Genomic DNA, 17,376 nt, shown 5'->3' with positions numbered 1-17,376 from the left:
TCGCTCATGGCTCTTTCTTCGCTCATGGCTGTTCCTTGCGGGCCTGCTCCAGGCCGGAGTCGATCAGGTTCAGGTATTCCTGGCGGAAGACCTCGATGTCGTGCTGTTCCTGCAAGTAGCGGTAAGCCTGCTCGCCCTTGGCCTTGAGCTCGACATCCGACAGCGCGAGGTAGGTGTCCAGTGCCGCCACCAGGCTCGGCACGTCCTTGGGCGTGATCGACAGGCCACCGGCACCTTCGATCAGCGGCAGCATGGCCGGCACGTTCGAGGCGATCACCGGCAGGTGCCCGCTCATGCCTTCCAGCAAGGCCAGACCGAGGCCTTCGGCCAGCGACGGCATGGTCCAGATATCGAACGCGCGCACGTATTGCAGGGCGTTTTCCTTGAAGCCCAGCAGATGCGCCCGGCCAGTCAGGCCCAACTGTTCGATCTCGGCCGCCAGCGGCGCCTGCAGGCGTCCGGCACCGATGATTGCCAGTTGGGTATTCGGGTATTTGTCTTTGAGTTGGGCGAAAGCCTGCAACAGGTAAGTGTGGCCCTTGACCGACACCAGCCGCCCCAGTGCCCCGATCAGGCGCACCGCCGGGTCGATCCCCAGCATTTCGCGCGCGCGTTCGCGGCTGTGCTGCAAACCCTCGGCCTGCTCGATGTCGATGGCGTTGGTGATCGCGTACGTGTTCTGGTCAGTGAAACCGCAATCGCAGTCCAGCAGGTACTGTTTGACCGCCGGCGACACGCCGACGAAACGCCAGTGCCGATCAATCAGGCGCTGAGTCTGGCGACGACGGTAGAAGCGGTCGTACTCGCCGAAGCCGTGGGAAATACCGATGCACAACGGCACCTTCAACCAGCGGTTGAGCGTCAGCATCATGTTCACCGGTTTGAAGCGGTTGCAGATCACCACGTCGAATTTTTCCAGGCGGCAGAACTTGTACAGCTGCCACATCGCCCGCAGGCGCATGCCCTTGAGGGACTTGTCGGAAAACTCGAAATACACCGAACGGTCGGCACGGCTGACCGCCTCGCCCGCTCCGGGTTTGCCGCGCAGGAAGGCGGCGGTCACTTCGTAACGGTCGGTCGGCAGCGCCTTGACGATCTGTTCGGCGAGGTCGGCGAAATCATGGGATTTGACGTTGTAATCGGGCTGCAGCTGCAGCACCTTTGCGCGTTGACTCATGCCTCTCCCCGGTGCGATGCCGTCGCCCCTGTTTCGCTCTGCTTCAGTACCCAGAACAACTCCTGGCGTCTGATTGCTTTGCGGAAAAATTCGTTCTCGCCATAAACCGACGGACGCCGACCGGCCAGCAGTCGCTGAAACAACCGGCGCAGGCGACGCTTGAACGGGGCCGGTGGCTGCAGGTCATGCATCATGCCCAGCGCCATGGCCTTGTCCCGCTGCAGTTCGAGCGACAGCGGCAGGCACAGCGGCTGCATCGCGAGGGTCGCATCGAACGTCGGCGGCAGGGCAATGCCCTGCCCGCTGTCGCCCATCGGCCATCGGTCGTTGTCGTGCAAGTGGTTGGCGTAACCGAGCAGCGTCGGCTGCCATTCGAGGCCGCGCAAGGTTTCCAGCACCGCCTCTTGGGCGCAGATGTGATCGGGATGCGGATCCAGCGTCGGGTGCGGCAACACGATCACATCCGGGCGCGCGCGGGACAGCACGTCACGCAGGTCGGCCAGCAGATTGTTCCAGGTCGGTGCGCCGTCGGCATCGCCGGGCAAGGCAAACGGATTCAACTGACGGAACATTCGCGTGTCGCTCAGATCCGCTTCCCGCGAACCAATGGGCTGATTCGGCGCAGCCTGCATCGCCGCCAGTTGCAGGCAGAAATACCCGAGCTGCACGCAATGTTCCTGCGGCACACCGGCCCAGCGCGGTACGGCCAGGCTGTCCCAGGCACGCAAGCGGCCCTTGAGCCGCGCCGCCTCGACCTTGTTCAGGCCCATCTGTTGATAGTGTTCGGCTTCGATCTCGCCAGCGGTCAGGGTCACGATCCAGGCTTCTTTGGCCTGGCGGTAGAGACCGTAGGCGGCCAGCTCGGCATCGTCGGCGTGCGGGGCGATCACCATCACCCGCTGCTGGCGGTAGTCCGGTTGCTCCAGCGCCCACAGCAGCGGCTCGCCGAACACCCGGCAAAAGCGCCCGCGCAGACGCAACTGGCCTTGCGACAGCGCCTGCGCCTGTCCACTGAGGTTCAGATAACGCAGACCGTTGACGCCGCGCTCGAACGTCTGCACGTCGGGATGGGGGCCACCGGCCAACTCGACCCGAGGATCAAAGAAGCGTCCCAGGAAGCTGCTTTTAACCTTCACGGCGAGGATCAGCGTGGCGTCGTCCACCAGCATCACGCCCTCGTCAAGGCGCAATTGCTCACCGCTCAAATGCACTTTTGGCTGCGGGGTGAACGGCGGAAAACTGTATTGGTAATCGTCTTTCGGCGAATAGAACAGGTGATCGGCGAACCACGCCTCATGGGCAATCCAGCCAATGACCGCCAGCACCAGCGGCAGCCACCAGGCCACCAGCAAGCCAAGGGCGATCAACACGATCAGTGCGATCAGCAGGCCGATTCGTTTATTGCGCCGGTGACGCTTGAGCAGTTGCTGTTTGCGGCTCATGGGTTGACTCATACAGTGAAGACCGGCACAGGATTGCACCAGCGATCCTTGTATTCACGGTCGGCGCGACCGAAGGAAAAGCGCAGCGGCTTGTTCAGGGCCCGGGCATGTTCCCAGGCAGATTGCGTATTGAGGAAACTCAGAACGCTGCCAGGGCTGAACTCGCGGGTTTCAGGGTCGACGCCGCCGTTGATGTACTCGACGCTGATCCACTCCGGGGCTTCGACGCGGTACACCAGTTGGATGGCGATCGGCGCGTCGTTGAGGAAGATCACCGAGCCGATCAACAACTCGCGCAGCAGTTCGATGACTTCGGCCATGCACGCCGCACCTGTGGCCGGGAAACCCCAGCGGCGCTGGAACAGGTCGCAGTAGATCGCCGCCAGTTCGGCACTGGAGAAGTCGCTGACCGGCCGCACCACGCCGCCCGCCTCTTCCAGCAGGCGCAGTTCACGGCGCTGGTTGTAGCGAAACTTCTTCGACAGTTCTTCGGGCGTACGGGCCATGGCCAGTTGCTCGGTCTGCAACTTGAGGCCGCTGAAGCGGTTTTCGTTGAGCGCCGACAGGTAGCGCCCACGATGGCGCAGCGGGGCCTGGGCATCGGCGGCGGCCGGCAGGATCAGCTCGGCGTTGCCCAGGTCGAAGAGGCCTTTCTTGCCGTTGCGCTTGAGCACGTCCTTGGACAAGGCCAGGTCGCGGCCCCAGGTCGGGATCGCGGCTTTGACTTCGCCCTGTTGCTCCCAGGCCAGATAACGCACGGGGATGCCCGCCAGATTCGCCAGACGCTCGACCACCATGGGATGAGTCGCGACGCTGCCGCCGAAACGTTGCCAGGCCTGTGCATAAGTTGAGGCGTCAACGGGCGACCAGCCACGTTCGCGCCAGCCTTGAAATCGGTTGAGCATCAGCCCCTCGGTGCCAGATCGATAACTTGCGGCAAATGCCAGAAGGTGTCGCGTACGGCGCGGTCGGAGAAGCGCTCGCGCAGGCGGTCGAACATCATCTCGGCGCACTGACGACGCTGCTGCTCGTCCATGCCGGCCAGATGTTTCAGGCCTTGGGCCAGATGCTCGGCGTCACCCAGCGGAAACAGGATCCCGACGCCTTCGACCACTTCCTTCGCCCCGCCGCACGCCGTGGCCAGCAACGGCACGCCGGCGGCCATGGCCTCCAGCAGCACCATGCCGAACGGCTCATTATCGGAACTCAGGGCAAACACATCGAACGCCCGGAAGTAATTGCGCGCGTCCGGCACCTGGCCGAGAAACAGCACCCGATCCCCGACGCCCAGCTCACGGGCAAGTGTCTTGAGTTCATCCTCAAGCCGCCCCTCGCCAAGAATCACCAGTTGGCTGTTGGCCGGCAGACCGGGCAGCGCCGCGGCAAAACCGTGCAGCAGCGTGGCCTGATCCTTGTCCGGGTGCAGACGACCGACATTGCCGACAATGAAGGCATCCGCCGACAGACCAAGGGTTTCGCGGGCTTCACGGGCGGACACCTGACTCATCTGCAACGCGGAGATATCGATGCGGTTGTAGAGGGTCTGGATGCGCGCTGCCGGCCATTTCGGCAGGCAACGGCGCATGTCGTCGCGCACCGCATCGGACACGCCGAGCAGGCTCAGACGCTTGCGGAAAATGTGCGCAAAGAGTTTGCGCGTGCCGCGTTGGTAATCGCCAAACGCGTGATGCACGCCAATCACCGGCAGGGAAGTACCGAGCAAGGCGATGTAGATCGGCTTGAAACGATGGGCGATGCAGAAACTGAAATTGCGGGAAGCGGCGATCTTGCGCAGATCGCCGATGGCGCCCAGCTTCAGGCCACGAATGGCCTTGGAGCTGTATTCCATGAACAACACTTCATCGGAGGCGCAGGCTGCGGCCACCTCGCTATCGGCCGCCCCGGTCAGAAAGACCGTGGTGACCCGATAACCGGTGCCTGCGAACAGGCTGGCGTACTGCCGCGCGCAGTCCAGGAACGGGCCATCATAGCCGTGGGAGAACTGCAGCACATGGCGTTCAGCCGAGCGTGTCATAAGCGTTTGCGCCTTCTTTGACCACCAGGATGTCTTCCATGATCAGGTACTGCAGATCCGAGCCGAAAAACATGTTCAGTGCGTCGGTCGGCGAGCAGATCATCGGTTCGCCACGGCGGTTGAGCGAGGTGTTCAGGGACACGCCGTTGCCGGTCAGCACTTCCAGCGCCTTCATCATGTCATAGTAGCGCGGGTTGTATTCGCGCTTGAGCACCTGGGCCCGGGACGTGCCGTCTTCGTGGACGACTTCCGGCACGCGGGTTTTCCACTCTTCCGCCACTTCGAAGGTGAAGGTCATGAACGGCGCCGGGTGATCGATCTTGATCATCTGTGGCGCAACGGTGTCGAGCATCGACGGGCAGAAAGGCCTCCAGCGCTCGCGGAACTTGATCTGGTGGTTGATGCGGTCAGCCACGCCAGCCACGCTCGGGCAACCGATGATCGAACGACCGCCCAGCGCGCGCGGACCGAACTCCATGCGGCCCTGGAACCAGGCCACCGGGTTGCCATCGACCATGATTTTGGCGATCTGCTCCGGCATGTTGTCGAGCTTGCGCCAGGTCGGCTTGTTCTCGTGACGGGCACATGCGGCGATCACGTCTTCGTTGCTGTACGACGGGCCGAGGTAGACGTGTTCCATCTTCTCGACCGGCACGCCACGGGCGTTGGACACATAGGCCGCTGCGCCGACTGCGGTGCCGGCATCGCCGGAGGCAGGCTGCACGAACAGTTCCTTGACGTCGTCGCGGGCGATGATTTTCTGGTTGAGCTTGACGTTCAACGCACAGCCACCGGCATAGGCCAGTTTGCCGGTTTCCTTAAGCACGTCACCCAGATAGTAGTCGATCATCTGCAGCGCGATTTTTTCGAACAGCGCCTGAATGCTGGCGGCGTAGTGGATGTACGGCTCGTCGGCGATGTCGCCTTCGCGCTTCGGACCCAGCCACTCGATCAGCTTCGGCGAGAAGTAGTAACCCTTGCCCTTCTCTTTATAGCGACGCAGGCCGATCACGTTGGCGTAGTCGGTGTTGATCACCAGTTCGCCGTTTTCGAATGAAGCCAGGCGCGAGAAATCGTATTTGCTGGCGTCGCCGTACGGCGCCATGCCCATGACCTTGAACTCGCCGTCGAGCATGTCGAAACCGAGGAACTCGGTGATCGCGCCGTACAGGCCGCCGAGGGAGTCCGGATCGAAGAATTCCTTGATCTTGTGGATCTTGCCGTTCTCGCCATAACCGAAGAAGGTCGTGGCGTACTCGCCCTTGCCGTCGATGCCGAGGATCGCGGTTTTCTCTTTGAAACCCGAGCAGTGGTAGGCGCTGGAAGCGTGGGCCAGGTGGTGTTCCACCGGCTCGATCTTGATTTTCTTCGGATCGAAGCCCAGCTGTTCCAGGCACCAGACGATCTTGTTGCGATAGCGCTTGTAGCGACGGTTGCCCATCAGGATCGCGTCGAGTGCACGGTCCGGGGCGTACCAGTAACGCTTGGCGTACTGCCAGCGGGCCTTGCCGAAAATGCTGATCGGAGCGAACGGAATCGCGACCACGTCAACGTCGGACGGCTTGATGCCTGCCTGCTCCAGGCAGAACTTCGCCGATTCGTAGGGCATGCGGTTCTTTGCATGTTTATCGCGCACGAAGCGCTCTTCCTCGGCCGCCGCGACCAGCTTGCCGTCGATGTACAAGGCTGCTGAAGGATCATGGCTAAGGGCGCCGGACAGGCCAAGAATCGTCAATGCCACAGGGGTCTAGCCTCTTTAGTCTGCATTCAGGCGCGATGCGCCTTGAAAAATGATGTGCCCTCGCACCGGGCGAGAGACAGCTAAAGGGCGGGATTATAGCTTAAAAGCGCCGACAAACCTCTAGCGGAACTGGCCGGCCGGTGCGTTGACGCAACAGAAGCTTCAACTTAGACTCTTCTGCAAATGGACTGGGAGATCCCGGTCGACGTTAATGCCTCGGTGAGATCACCGGGGCTTTTCGCTTTCTGGAAGCCGCAAAAATTTAAAAGCCTCAACCACGACTTGATCGCCAATAAACACTGATATTCCCGTCCACCGCCTGGCGATAGATCGTGTACGGCAGGAAAGCCGTGTCGAAGACGCCGGACAGGGTCAGGTCGAGCAGGACGACCGGCACCAGAATGCCAGTAGGGTCGGGCGGCGCGTGCAGCAGGCAGAAATCATGGGCGAGTCCGCTGTAGATGCGCGGAATCGACTGGCAGTAGGTCTTCTGTTTGCGCAGGCCGCGCGTAGCGCCGTCGTCGTCCTGCAACACCGTGACGGCGGTGCCGCAGCCGGACAGTGCCAGGGAAAATGCGCCGATCGTGATAGCGTTTTTGATGGTCAAGATTTGCCCTCCGGGAACGTCGGGGCAAACTAACATCGGGGTTTTGCGAGGGGCAGTTCATGGCTTCCGGAAAGGCCGTAGGACAAATCACAAGGATTTGTCGCTACAAACCTCACCCGATTTCAACAGCAGAAATGTCTTACACGCTGACGAAAACAATCACGCAGTGCCCGCTACATCCCTGGGTAAACGCTGATCAATCACCTGATACAGCGCACTGCTTTCAGGCCAGTTGCGCATGAACCGCGCACGGTCCCGGGCATAAGCCGGGGCGAAGCTGCCCACCGAGCCGTGCTGACACATCGAGTCCAGATCGATCAGCGCCCAGCGGTCTTCCTGCCAGAACAGGTTGTGCCCCTTGAAGTCGCCATGGCTGATGCGTTCGGCGATCAGCCGTGCAAACAGCCGGTCCAGTGCCTGCAACTCGTTTTCCGGCGCCGCGCCGCTTTCGACATAAGGCGCAAAGCGCTCGATGATGTCCGGCCCGGCCAGGTACTCGGTGATCAGATAAGCCTTGCTGCGCAACCAGAAAAACCGGGTTTCCAGCACCGCCAGCGGTTTTGGCGTGGCGATGCCGAGGAACGCCAGACGATTGCCTTCGCGCCAGGAGTGCCAGGCACGGCTCGGACGCCAGAAGCGCTTGAGCCAATGGGCAAAATTCTTGATGTTGTAGCGTTTGATCACCAGCGCACGCCCGGCGACCTCGACCTTGCCGACACTGGCCGCGCCGCCGGTCTTGTAAAGATGTCCTTGATCGAGCAGGGCATCCGCCTGCTCCAGCACCGGCAGCATCGCGGACTCTTCCTCGCGGCGAATCGACCGCAGAGCAAATGCACCACGCTTGACGCTGAACAGCGTGCATTCACGACCGACCTTGATCAGGTAATCCTTCAAGCGCCAGGCGCGCACCTTGTCGATCTGTTTTTGCAGGGCCTCCAGCGGCAATGCGTGCTCGCTGTTGCTCAGCAGGTAATACACCAGCAATTCTTCGGTGAACGGCTCGAGCGATTTGGGCAACTGGGCGAAGAACACCCCGAGGTTTTCCAGCACTTTTTGCCGGGACAATGGCTGGCCGGCAGTTTCCACACGGATACCGGCGCCGTCGATCAGATAAAGTTGGCCGCCGTGGCGCAGCAGGTTGTCCAGGTGCAGGTCTTCCTGCCACAGGCCTTTGCCGTGCAATTGACCGATGGCGCCGAGCGCTTCGGCCAGCACCGCCGATTGTTCGTCGGCCAGCACCGGCAGGGATTCGACCTTGCTCCAGGCATCGCCCAGACTCTCGGCGCCTTCAAGGAACTCGAACAGCAACCAGCCGCCTTCGCCATCCTTCAGACCATCAGCCAGCAGCAACGGCGTGGTCATGCCCTGGGCGGCGAGCAGTTTCACGCCCTCCAGTTCACGCTGAAAATGTCGCGCTGCCTTGTTGCCGACCAGTAACTTGGCCAGCACCGGACGCCCGCGCCACACACCGGCACCGACATAACGCTGCCCCGGCAACACGCGCAACAGACTCAACAATTGCAAGTCCGCAGGACCGGCCGCATCGGCGAGGGCTACCGACAGTGGCAGTGGCGGGGTTCGCCCGACACCGGTCAGCTCGGACAGCTGCATCAGCGGGTCTCCTTGTGACTACGTCGTGCGGTCAGCCGGGCGAGCCAGCTGTCGAGCAGCGAGCTGTCGGCGGGCTGATCGAGGTAAGCCGCCAGCAACTCACGCAATTGCGCGTCGCTCCACTCCGGTGCGCGGCGTTGCAGCGGCTCCAGGTCCTTGATCCGGTCACGCATGCCGAACAATAACGGTCGGGTTTTTTCCAGGTCGATCAGTTGCGCCTGGTACTCGTCACCGTTGGCCCGCAGAAAAATGTGCTTGGGATAGAAACAGCCGTGCACCTGGCGTACGCCGTGCAGATGCCGAGCCAGCAGCCCGCAGGCCTTGAGGATCGCCGTTTGTTGCGTTGCACCGAGTTGCGACCAGCGCGCCAGCAGCGACTCAAGGTCGCTCCAGCCATCCAGCGCGCGCGTCAGCAGGATCGCGCGGATTTCGCCGTCGACTTTGCGCTCACCGAAAAAAGCCGCTTGCAGCGCAGGAATGCCGAGTTTGCGATATCGGCTGATATTGCGAAATTCGCGGGCGAAACTGGGTTCGCCGAACGGCGCATGCAAGGTGCGGGTCAGGTAATTGCTCTGGCGCTTGAGGTAGTAACCCTGGCCTTCCAGCTCCAGACGAAACACGCTGCTCCAGCCGCCACGGGCGGTGTTGGGTTCATCTACAGCCTCAAGCTGCTTGGCCCACAGGGCGTCAAAAGTACCTAGACCGTGGCGCTCAAGCAGTGCACGGTCTTCTTCGGCGAGAAAATCAGTCATTCACGTCCCTCGAAAAATCTCACCACGTGGCGAATCCGTTGCTTGTCGGCGGCATTCAGCCGGTCACGCTGGCGGTATTGCAGGTAGAAGCGCAGGCGCTGGGTGTTCGACAGGTGATACTTGGCCACCTTGTCGAGGCAGGCCAGATCCTTGGTGATCCGGTACTTGAGCCAGAAACCGCGCCAGAAATCGCCGTTCGGGCAGTCGATCAGATACAACTGCGCCTGATCGTCGATCAGCAGGTTGCGCCACTTCAGATCGTTATGGGTAAAGCGGTGGTCGTGCATCACACGCGTATAACCGGCCAGTTGCCGGCTGACGCCGTCGACCCAGGCACGATCCCTGAGCTTGGGATCGTTGCGTTCGGCCAGTGCCGACAGGTCTTCGGTGCGCGGCAGTTCACGGGTGATCATCGCCCCGCGATCGTAGGCCATGCCGTTGCGCTCCAGCCCCCACGCCACCACTTCGGCGGTGGGAATGCCCCACTTGGCGAAGCGCTTGAGGTTCTGCCATTCCATCTTCACCCGGGGCTTGCCCAGATAACGCCGCAGGCCCTTGCCGGCACCGCTGTAGCGCTTGACGTAATAGTTGACGCCGCTGAGCTGCACGCGAATGACTTCGGACAAGGGATCGCGGGTCAGGCGCTCGCCCTGAAGGGCGAATACCGCTTCGAGGCTACCGAAATACTGCGCAAGTTCACTGTACTCAGGCTCCAGATTCCAACCCGCCATCAGAGCGCATCCCCGTAACGTTGCTTGCGCGCGTAGAGCTTGTTGGCCTTGCCTTCGAGCCAGCTCAGCAACGGCGCTTCTTCAGCCAGGATCTGGCGCAGCGGTTGCTGGAAATAGCCTTTGAGGAAGCGCAATTTGTCGCGGCGGGTCAGGCCGATGTCCAGCGCTGAGAAGTACAGCGCCGCCAGATCCTTGTTACGCCAGCGCTGGGTGATCGCCGGACGGGTCTGGGCACGGTGCAGGTCGATCACCGAGAGTTTGAAATCTTCCGGGGTGACCGGTTTGTCGGTGTGCAGCAGAAAGTGGCAGATGTAGCAGTCGCGGTGGTTGACCCCGGCGCGGTGCATCATGCCGGTCATGCGCGCGACCTCGGCGATCAGCGCTCGCTTGAGTCTTGGCTGCGGCGGTTGCTTGACCCAGTCGATGCTGAAGTCTTCGAGGCTGATGGTCGGCGCCAGCTCTTCGGTGACGATGAACGAATGCTGATCCGCCGGGTTGCTGCCCTTCTCGCCGTACGCGACGGCGGTCATGGTCGGCACGCCGACTTCCTGCAAGCGCTGGATGGCTTTCCATTCCTGGCCCGCGCCGAGCACCGGCAGCTTGGCAGTCAGCAGGTTCTTGAAGATCTCGCCCCAACCGATACCGCGGTGAATCTTGACGAAAAAGCCATTGCCGTCGACTTCCGTGCGCAACGTCCGGCGGGCTTCCAGCTCGCGGTACACCTCGCCCTGCAAGCCCTCGACCTCGGCGAACGGGTCGCGTCCGGCCCACAGGCTCTTGAACGGTTCAGCCAGCATCAACTTCATTTAAGCGTGCTCCGCCAGAATCACATCGGCCGCGTGCTGCGGCATGCTGTAGAGGTCGGCCGTCTCGGCGAAGGCCAGACCGTTGCGGCTCCAGGCCGCCCGCGCAGCGTCGTCGTTCAACATGTCGGTCAGGTATTGCGTCAGTTGCGCCTGATCGAACGGTTCGTCCAGCACGCGCCCGGCGTCGGCCTCGGCGATGTAATGGGCATAACCGCAGACCGCACTGACCAGTACCGGCAACCCGGCGACCAGCGCTTCAAGCAGCACCGTACCGGTGTTTTCGTTGTACGCCGGGTGAATCAACAGATCGGCGCCGAGCAGGAAACGCGGGATATCGCTGCGCCCCTTGAGGAACGTCACGTTGTCGCCCAGGCCCAGCGTCGCACTCTGCATCTGGAACAATTTGGGGTCATCCTGGCCGATTACAAACAGCCGGGTGCGTTTCTTCAGCTCGGCGGGCAGTGCGGCCAGCGCTTTCAGGCTGCGATCGACGCCCTTGGTCTTGAATCCGGAACCGATCTGCACCAGCAGCAGTTCGTCGTCCTTCAGATTGAATTCGGCGCGGAAACCGGCGCGAATCCGGTCGGCATCCGCCGGACGGCGACGATCCTGGGCGATGCCCGGCGGCAGCAGGTGGAAGCGCTCCAGCGGTGTGTCGTAATACTTGATGAACAGCGGCTGCTGCACTTCGGAAATCATCAGCACTTCGGTCTTCGCATCCTTGGCGAACACCGCGCGCTCGTATTCGGCGAAGTGGCGATAACGGCCCCAGCGGCGATACAGCGAATGGCGCAGGTTCTGCGCCTTGTCTTCGAAGCAGCCGTCGGCGGCGTAGTAGACGTCCAGCCCCGGCATCTTGTTGAAGCCGATCAGGCGATCCACCGGACGCTTGGCCAGGTCCGCCTCCATCCACGCGCTGAGCTTTTCGTTGCGCCGATGATTGAAGAACGCCTTGACCGGCGCCACCAGCACTTCGAAACCGGGCGGCACGTCGCCTTCCCAGATCAGGGTGTAGACGCGGATCTGGTGCCCGCGCTTCTGGCATTCGAGGGCGATGCGCATGAAGTCGCGCTGCAAGCCACCAAACGGGAAATATTTGTACAGGACAAAAGCCAATTGCATCAGCGCAGCTCCTCAGCCATCAACAACGTGCTCAGTCGGCTGGCAACACGCTCGGGATTCAGACGCGTGAAGCACAGGGGCCACTCGCGTTTCAGGTCAAACTGACGGGCATCCTGCGCGGTCGGTTGATACGTACATTTCTTTTGCAGGCACGGCGCGCACGGGAAATCGCTGCCGAGGTGAATCTGCAGCTTGCCGTAGGCGCCGGTCAGGCCCGGATTGGTCGGGCCGAACAGGGAAATCGTCGGCACATCCAAAGCGGCGGCGAGGTGACCGAGACCGGTGTCCACCGCGACACAGGCCTGGGCGCCGGCCAATACCTTGCCGACGCCGGCCAGGTTCAGCTTCGGCAGCACTTCGGCGTGTTTGAAACCGGCGGCGATGCGCTCGGCCCGGGCCTTCTCCAGCGGATTGCCCCACGGCAGTTTGATCCCGACGCCGAGGTAGCCGACCCGTTCGGTGAGCTCGCGCCAGTAGGCTTCCGGCCAGTGTTTGGTGTCCCAGGTGGTGCCATGCAGGAACACCACGTAGGCATTCTTGCGCGGCAGCTCGACCAGACGCTCGACGTTGAGGCCGTAATCGCCCAGGCCTTTGGGCAAGTCGTAACCCAAAGCAATGGCGAACAACTGGCGCACACGTTCGACGGCGTGCTGCCCACGGGCCACCGCCAGTTTGCGGTCATAAAAACGCGCGGCGATCGGTTCGCGGGCCGAGCCCTTGTCGAGACCGGCCACCGGGGCTTTGACATAGCGGGTCAGCCAGGCGCTTTTCAGCAAGCCCTGAGCGTCGATCACCAGGTCATATTTGTTCGCCCGAACGGACTGCTTGAAGCGCTTCCATTCGCCGCTGCTGATGGTTTTCCAGATGTTTTTGCGCCAGCGGCGGATCGCCACCGGAATCACTTTGCCTACAGCCGGGTGCCAGGTCGGAATCTCGGCGAAGCCTTCTTCCACCACCCAGTCGAACTTGATCCCGGGAATCGCCCGGGCGGCGTCGGTCAGCGCCGGCAACGCGTGAATCACGTCGCCCAGCGATGAAGTCTTGATCAGCAATACCCGCAAGTTAATGAACCTCGACCACAGAGCCCTGCAAACGCTGCAAGGCATCGTTGACCGCGTCCGGCATCAGCTGGCGCAGGCAGTTGTAATGGCCGAAACGGCAGGTGCGATCGAAGCAAGGGCTGCAATCGAGACCCAGGCGGACGATTTCCACATGCTCGGCCAACGGCGGAGTGAAACCCGGCGAGGTCGACCCGTAGACCGCCACCAACGGGCGATTGAGCGCGGCGGCCACGTGCATCAGACCGGAATCGTTGGAGACCACCGAGTCGGCGCAGGACATCAGGTCGATGGCCTCGGCCAGCGAGGTGCCGCCGCTGAGGTTCACGGACTCTTCGCGCAGGCCCGGAATCAGCCGCGCGCGAATGTCTTCGCCCACCGCGTGATCGTTCTTCGAACCGAACAGCCAGACCTGCCAGCCTTCACGGATGCGCGCCTCGGCGACCTTGGCGTAATGCTCGGACGGCCAGCGTTTGGCTTCACCGAATTCGGCGCCGGGGCACAGCACCAATACCGGACGATCGAGGGTCAAGCCGAACTTCGCCAATGCAGCCTCGCGGGTCACCGGATCGATCTGCAGGCTCGGGCGCGGATAAGGTTTTGGCAGCTCGGCGTTCGGCTCGTAAGCCAGCGCCATGAAACGCTCGATCATCAGCGGATAACGCTCTTTATCCAGCGTGCGCACGTCATTGAGCAGGCCGTAGCGGAATTCGCCGCGCCAGCCGGTGCGTTTCGGGATGCCGGCGAAGAACGGCACCAGCGCCGACTTCAACGAGTTCGGCAGCAGGATCGCCTGGTCGTACTGGCCGGCCAGGGATTTGCCGATCCGCCGACGGGTCGCCAGCTCCAGCGCGCCGTGGCCGAGCGGGAAGCTCAAGGCCTTGCGCACTTCGGGCATGCGTTCGAGGATCGGCCGGCTCCACTCCGGGGCCAGCACGTCGATTTCGCACTGCGGGTGGCGCTGCTTGAGACACTGAAACAGTGTCTGCGCCATCACCATGTCACCGACCCAACTGGGCCCAACGATCAGAATATTCATGTGGTTTCCATAAACGAACCGGGGAGGCTTCACGCCTCCCCGTCTCGAGAATCAGCTTAGCCCCAGCTCACGCCAGATCCGCATCACCTGCCGCCGTTCGTCCGCGAACTGATCGCCCGGTATCACCCCGGCGTCCTTCTGCAAGGCCTGCCGGTGGGCGGCGGAACGATAGGCCTTGTAGGCCTCGCGCAACAGGCTGGCGTCTTCGGCCGGCATCAGCCCTTCGTGCTCCAGCTCTTCCAGAATGCGGATATTGTCCGTCCAGCGCAGCAACGGCGGGTGGGTCTGCGACCACGCCAGGGCCGCGTATTGCACCATAAATTCAATATCGACGATACCTCCGGCGTCCTGCTTGAGGTCGAACGGCGCCGTGGCCTCGAAGGCATTCGCCCCGGTGCCGGCGGCGGTGCTCTTGCTGCCGAGGTTGTCGCGCATCTTGGCGCGCATCTCGCTCACTTCCTGTTGCAGTTTCGCCAGATCCCGCGCCTTGCCCAGCACCTGGGCCCGCACGCTCTCGAAGGCCTGGCCGACATCCTGGCTGCCCACCAGCACCCGCGCCCGCACCAGGGCCTGATGTTCCCAGGTCCAGGCTTCATTTTCCTGATAGCGCGCAAACGCGCCGAGCGAACTGACCAGCAGCCCGGACGCCCCGGACGGACGCAGGCGCATGTCCACTTCGTAAAGCTGGCCGGAGTTGGTCTGCGCCGTCAGCAAGTGAATGATCCGCTGGCCGAGCCGGGTGAAAAACTGCGTGCCATCGATCGGTTTCGGGCCATCGGTTTCGGCCTGCTGATCGCCATCGTGGATGAACACCAGATCCAGATCCGAACCATGCCCCAACTCGATCCCGCCGACTTTCCCATAACCGACAATGATGAAGCCGGGATCGCACAGCGTGCCATCGGTGCGCAGCGGCGTGCCGTACTTGGCCACGGTCTGACGCCAGGCCAGGGCCAGCACTTGTTCCAGAATCGCTTCGGCCAGCCAGGTCAGGTAATCGCTGACTTTCATCAACGGCAGGCTGCCGGCGATTTCCGAGGCAGCGACGCGCAAGCGGTGCGCCAGTTTGAAATGGCGCAGGGCTTCCATCTGTTGTTCGAGGTCGTCTTCCGGGATCCGGGTCAGGCGCTCGCGCAACTCGGCGGCCAGCTCCGGCGCCAGCGGCGGCTTGAACAGCCGGCCTTCGTTGAGCAATTCATCAAGCAGCAGCGGGAAACGGGTGATCTGCTCGGCGATCCACGGGCTGGCGGCGCACAACGTCAGCAAACGCCGCAGCGCGCCGGGGTTTTCGGTCAGCAGCACCAGATAAGCCGAACGCCGGGCCACCGCTTCGACCAACGGCAGAACCCGCTCCAGCACCAGATCGGGATTTTCGTGCTCCACCGCCTGAGCCAGCAGGCGCGGAATAAAGGCATCGAGACGTTCGCGCCCCAGACGCTGCATCGCTCGCAACTGCGGGCTGGCGCGCAAACTCGCCAATGCCTTCAAGGCCTTGGTCGCGTCGGCGAAACCGCCCTCCTCCAACTGGCGACAGGCGGCCTCTTCGTCCTGAGCCTCTTCCCACAGCGGCAGCCATTCACCGCCGACCACCACTTCACTCTCGACGCCTTCGTCCTCATCCGGATCGGCGATCACTTGCGCGAAGTGCCAGGCGACCCGGCCGCGCCAGAACATCAGCTTCTCGTGGAACGCCTCCCAGTCGGCGAAACCGAGCATGAACGCGATTCGCGCCTGATCCTGAGCGCTGTCCGGGAGCATCTGGGTCTGGCGGTCGGCAATCGCCTGGATCGCGTGTTCGGTGTAACGCAGGAATTCGTAACCTTCGCGCAGCTCGCTGATCACCGCCGGCGGCAGATAGCCCTGCCCTTCGAGCGTACTCAACACCTTTAATAGAGGGCGCTGTTGCAGACTCAGGTCGCGACCACCGTGAATCAGTTGAAAGGCCTGGGCGATGAACTCGACTTCACGGATACCGCCGGAGCCCAGCTTGATGTTGTCGGCCATGCCCTTGCGCCGCACTTCCTGCTGAATCAGCTGCTTCATGGTGCGCAGCGCTTCGATCGCCGAGAAGTCCAGATAGCGCCGGTAAACGAACGGCCGCAGCATTTCCTGCAATTGCTCGCCCGCCACCTGATCGCCGGCCACCACCCGCGACTTGATCATCGCGTAGCGTTCCCAGTCGCGGCCCTGATCCTGATAATACTGCTCCAGCGCATTGAAGCTCAGCACCAGCGCGCCGGACGAGCCGTACGGGCGCAGACGCATGTCGACGCGAAACACGAAACCGTCGACGGTGATCGGGTCGAGGGCCTTGATCAGGCGCTGGCCGAGGCGGATGAAGAATTCCTGGTTATCCAGCGGGCGTTTCACGCCGACGGTTTCGCCGCCCTCGGGGTAGGCGAAGATCAGGTCGATGTCCGACGACAGGTTCAGCTCGACCGCGCCGAGCTTGCCCATGCCGAGGATGACCATTTGCTGTGGTTCGCCGCTGCGCCGGCCGGTCGGCGTGCCGAACTGGTCGCAATGGCGGCGGTACAACCATTGATAGGCCTGATCGATGCTGGCGTCGGCCATGTCCGAGAGATCGCGGCAGGTCTGCACCAGATCGGCCTGGCGGTTGAGGTCGCGCCAGATGATCCGCACCTGATGCCGGGTGCGCTGACGGCGCAGGACGCGGCCCAATTCGTCTTCGGTCTGCGCGGTACCGACCGCAGCCGCCATCTGCCCGCACAGCTCGCCGGGAGCGAATGCCCGGTCGAGTTCGCCGGACTGCACCAGCGACAACAACATCAAAGGGTCACGAACGCTCTGTTCAATGACGAAATCGCTGGCGGCGCTGACGCGGGCGAACTGCGCCCAGCGTTCCGGCGTCCAGGACGAGAAGCCGTGATCGTCTTCCAGTTGCGCGACGGCCGCACGGAACGACTGCTCCGATCGGCTGACCAACGGCAGGAGAATGGCGGGCAGTTCGGCAAGCGCGGGCAGGGTCATGGTCTATCCTTGATCGGCGTGTAAATGGCCGCTTGTAGTGATGAATGAAAAACCGCTACGCGAAGGACTGTCGAACAAAAGTGAGAAATAGCTGAAATTTCTTTTTCTTTGGCAGCCAGCATCAAACTTTCACCTTTTTCGGATGGCTAAAGACCAACCTTAACGATTATTCTCACAACGCAGCTGGAGGCCACAAGCCTTTCATCTGTAGTTTTACTACTCGTCTATACATTCGAGAGGCTGAAATGCCGGATGATTTGTAGT

15 protein-coding genes are annotated in these 17,376 nt (G+C 62.3%); all 15 read right to left on the bottom strand.

Translation table 11 applies throughout. From position 1 onward, the window contains the following. Positions 1–22: 22 nt before the first annotated feature. Entirely contained in the window at positions 23–1,177 is a 1,155-nt protein-coding gene (locus ACTJK9_RS09750) for a glycosyltransferase family 4 protein (protein ID WP_085611093.1), read from the bottom strand. Further along, positions 1,174–2,619, bottom strand: coding sequence for a PIG-L family deacetylase (locus ACTJK9_RS09745; protein ID WP_440813565.1), 1,446 nt, complete (start codon positions 2,617–2,619; stop codon positions 1,174–1,176). The genes ACTJK9_RS09750 and ACTJK9_RS09745 overlap by 4 nt, the downstream gene beginning before the upstream one ends. An 8-nt stretch (positions 2,620–2,627) precedes the next feature. After that, positions 2,628–3,524, bottom strand: coding sequence for an antimicrobial resistance protein Mig-14 (locus tag ACTJK9_RS09740; RefSeq protein WP_085611095.1), 897 nt, complete (start codon positions 3,522–3,524; stop codon positions 2,628–2,630). Then, on the bottom strand, positions 3,524–4,654 hold the full coding sequence (locus ACTJK9_RS09735) for a glycosyltransferase (RefSeq protein WP_064593022.1): 1,131 nt from the start codon (positions 4,652–4,654) through the stop codon (positions 3,524–3,526). Before ACTJK9_RS09735 ends, ACTJK9_RS09740 begins: the two co-directional genes overlap by 1 nt. Further along, positions 4,638–6,395: a carbamoyltransferase family protein gene (locus ACTJK9_RS09730; protein WP_007952261.1), complete on the bottom strand. Its 1,758-nt coding sequence runs from the start codon at positions 6,393–6,395 to the stop codon at positions 4,638–4,640. The genes ACTJK9_RS09735 and ACTJK9_RS09730 overlap by 17 nt, the downstream gene beginning before the upstream one ends. 271 nt (positions 6,396–6,666) lie before the next feature. After that, positions 6,667–7,002: a YceK/YidQ family lipoprotein gene (locus ACTJK9_RS09725; protein ID WP_085611097.1), complete on the bottom strand. Its 336-nt coding sequence runs from the start codon at positions 7,000–7,002 to the stop codon at positions 6,667–6,669. A gap of 159 nt (positions 7,003–7,161) precedes the next feature. Further along, positions 7,162–8,613 carry a lipopolysaccharide kinase InaA family protein gene (locus ACTJK9_RS09720; RefSeq protein ID WP_085611098.1) on the bottom strand — a complete coding sequence of 484 codons (1,452 nt, stop codon included), beginning with the start codon at positions 8,611–8,613 and terminating at the stop codon, positions 7,162–7,164. Further along, entirely contained in the window at positions 8,613–9,365 is a 753-nt protein-coding gene (locus ACTJK9_RS09715) for a lipopolysaccharide kinase InaA family protein (RefSeq protein WP_064593014.1), read from the bottom strand. The genes ACTJK9_RS09720 and ACTJK9_RS09715 overlap by 1 nt, the downstream gene beginning before the upstream one ends. Further along, complete coding sequence (locus ACTJK9_RS09710; protein WP_064593006.1) at positions 9,362–10,096, bottom strand: lipopolysaccharide kinase InaA family protein; 735 nt, start codon at positions 10,094–10,096, stop codon at positions 9,362–9,364. The genes ACTJK9_RS09715 and ACTJK9_RS09710 overlap by 4 nt, the downstream gene beginning before the upstream one ends. Beyond that, entirely contained in the window at positions 10,096–10,902 is an 807-nt protein-coding gene (gene rfaP, locus ACTJK9_RS09705) for a lipopolysaccharide core heptose(I) kinase RfaP (protein ID WP_085654401.1), read from the bottom strand. The genes ACTJK9_RS09710 and rfaP overlap by 1 nt, the downstream gene beginning before the upstream one ends. Next, on the bottom strand, positions 10,903–12,024 hold the full coding sequence (locus ACTJK9_RS09700; protein WP_064593003.1) for a glycosyltransferase family 4 protein: 1,122 nt from the start codon (positions 12,022–12,024) through the stop codon (positions 10,903–10,905). Further along, entirely contained in the window at positions 12,024–13,085 is a 1,062-nt protein-coding gene (gene waaC, locus ACTJK9_RS09695; protein ID WP_064593001.1) for a lipopolysaccharide heptosyltransferase I, read from the bottom strand. Before waaC ends, ACTJK9_RS09700 begins: the two co-directional genes overlap by 1 nt. A gap of 1 nt (position 13,086) precedes the next feature. Continuing rightward, on the bottom strand, positions 13,087–14,121 hold the full coding sequence (gene waaF, locus ACTJK9_RS09690) for a lipopolysaccharide heptosyltransferase II (protein WP_039766536.1): 1,035 nt from the start codon (positions 14,119–14,121) through the stop codon (positions 13,087–13,089). A 51-nt stretch (positions 14,122–14,172) separates the two neighbouring features. Beyond that, positions 14,173–17,112, bottom strand: coding sequence for a bifunctional [glutamate--ammonia ligase]-adenylyl-L-tyrosine phosphorylase/[glutamate--ammonia-ligase] adenylyltransferase (gene glnE, locus ACTJK9_RS09685; protein WP_236188620.1), 2,940 nt, complete (start codon positions 17,110–17,112; stop codon positions 14,173–14,175). Then, positions 17,109–17,234: a hypothetical protein gene (locus ACTJK9_RS09680; RefSeq protein ID WP_256574488.1), complete on the bottom strand. Its 126-nt coding sequence runs from the start codon at positions 17,232–17,234 to the stop codon at positions 17,109–17,111. The genes glnE and ACTJK9_RS09680 overlap by 4 nt, the downstream gene beginning before the upstream one ends. Positions 17,235–17,376: the final 142 nt, after the last annotated feature.

Origin of the sequence: Pseudomonas sp. 22082 (assembly GCF_052046055.1) — a bacterium.
In the GTDB taxonomy this organism is placed as follows: domain Bacteria; phylum Pseudomonadota; class Gammaproteobacteria; order Pseudomonadales; family Pseudomonadaceae; genus Aquipseudomonas; species Aquipseudomonas pharyngis.
This window is presented reverse-complemented; position numbering and strand designations above follow the sequence as displayed.

What these genes read in the sequence shown, in the direction of transcription:
- ACTJK9_RS09750 (WP_085611093.1), bottom strand. Translation starts at nt 1,177, where the DNA reads ATGAGTCAACGCGCAAAGGTGCTGCAGCTGCAGCCCGATTACAACGTC.
- ACTJK9_RS09745 (WP_440813565.1), bottom strand. Translation starts at nt 2,619, where the DNA reads ATGAGCCGCAAACAGCAACTGCTCAAGCGTCACCGGCGCAATAAACGA.
- ACTJK9_RS09740 (WP_085611095.1), bottom strand. Translation starts at nt 3,524, where the DNA reads ATGCTCAACCGATTTCAAGGCTGGCGCGAACGTGGCTGGTCGCCCGTT.
- ACTJK9_RS09735 (WP_064593022.1), bottom strand. Translation starts at nt 4,654, where the DNA reads ATGACACGCTCGGCTGAACGCCATGTGCTGCAGTTCTCCCACGGCTAT.
- ACTJK9_RS09720 (WP_085611098.1), bottom strand. Translation starts at nt 8,613, where the DNA reads ATGCAGCTGTCCGAGCTGACCGGTGTCGGGCGAACCCCGCCACTGCCA.
- ACTJK9_RS09715 (WP_064593014.1), bottom strand. Translation starts at nt 9,365, where the DNA reads ATGACTGATTTTCTCGCCGAAGAAGACCGTGCACTGCTTGAGCGCCAC.
- ACTJK9_RS09710 (WP_064593006.1), bottom strand. Translation starts at nt 10,096, where the DNA reads ATGGCGGGTTGGAATCTGGAGCCTGAGTACAGTGAACTTGCGCAGTAT.
- rfaP (WP_085654401.1), bottom strand. Translation starts at nt 10,902, where the DNA reads ATGAAGTTGATGCTGGCTGAACCGTTCAAGAGCCTGTGGGCCGGACGC.
- ACTJK9_RS09700 (WP_064593003.1), bottom strand. Translation starts at nt 12,024, where the DNA reads ATGCAATTGGCTTTTGTCCTGTACAAATATTTCCCGTTTGGTGGCTTG.
- waaF (WP_039766536.1), bottom strand. Translation starts at nt 14,121, where the DNA reads ATGAATATTCTGATCGTTGGGCCCAGTTGGGTCGGTGACATGGTGATG.
- glnE (WP_236188620.1), bottom strand. Translation starts at nt 17,112, where the DNA reads ATGACCCTGCCCGCGCTTGCCGAACTGCCCGCCATTCTCCTGCCGTTG.
- ACTJK9_RS09680 (WP_256574488.1), bottom strand. Translation starts at nt 17,234, where the DNA reads ATGCTGGCTGCCAAAGAAAAAGAAATTTCAGCTATTTCTCACTTTTGT.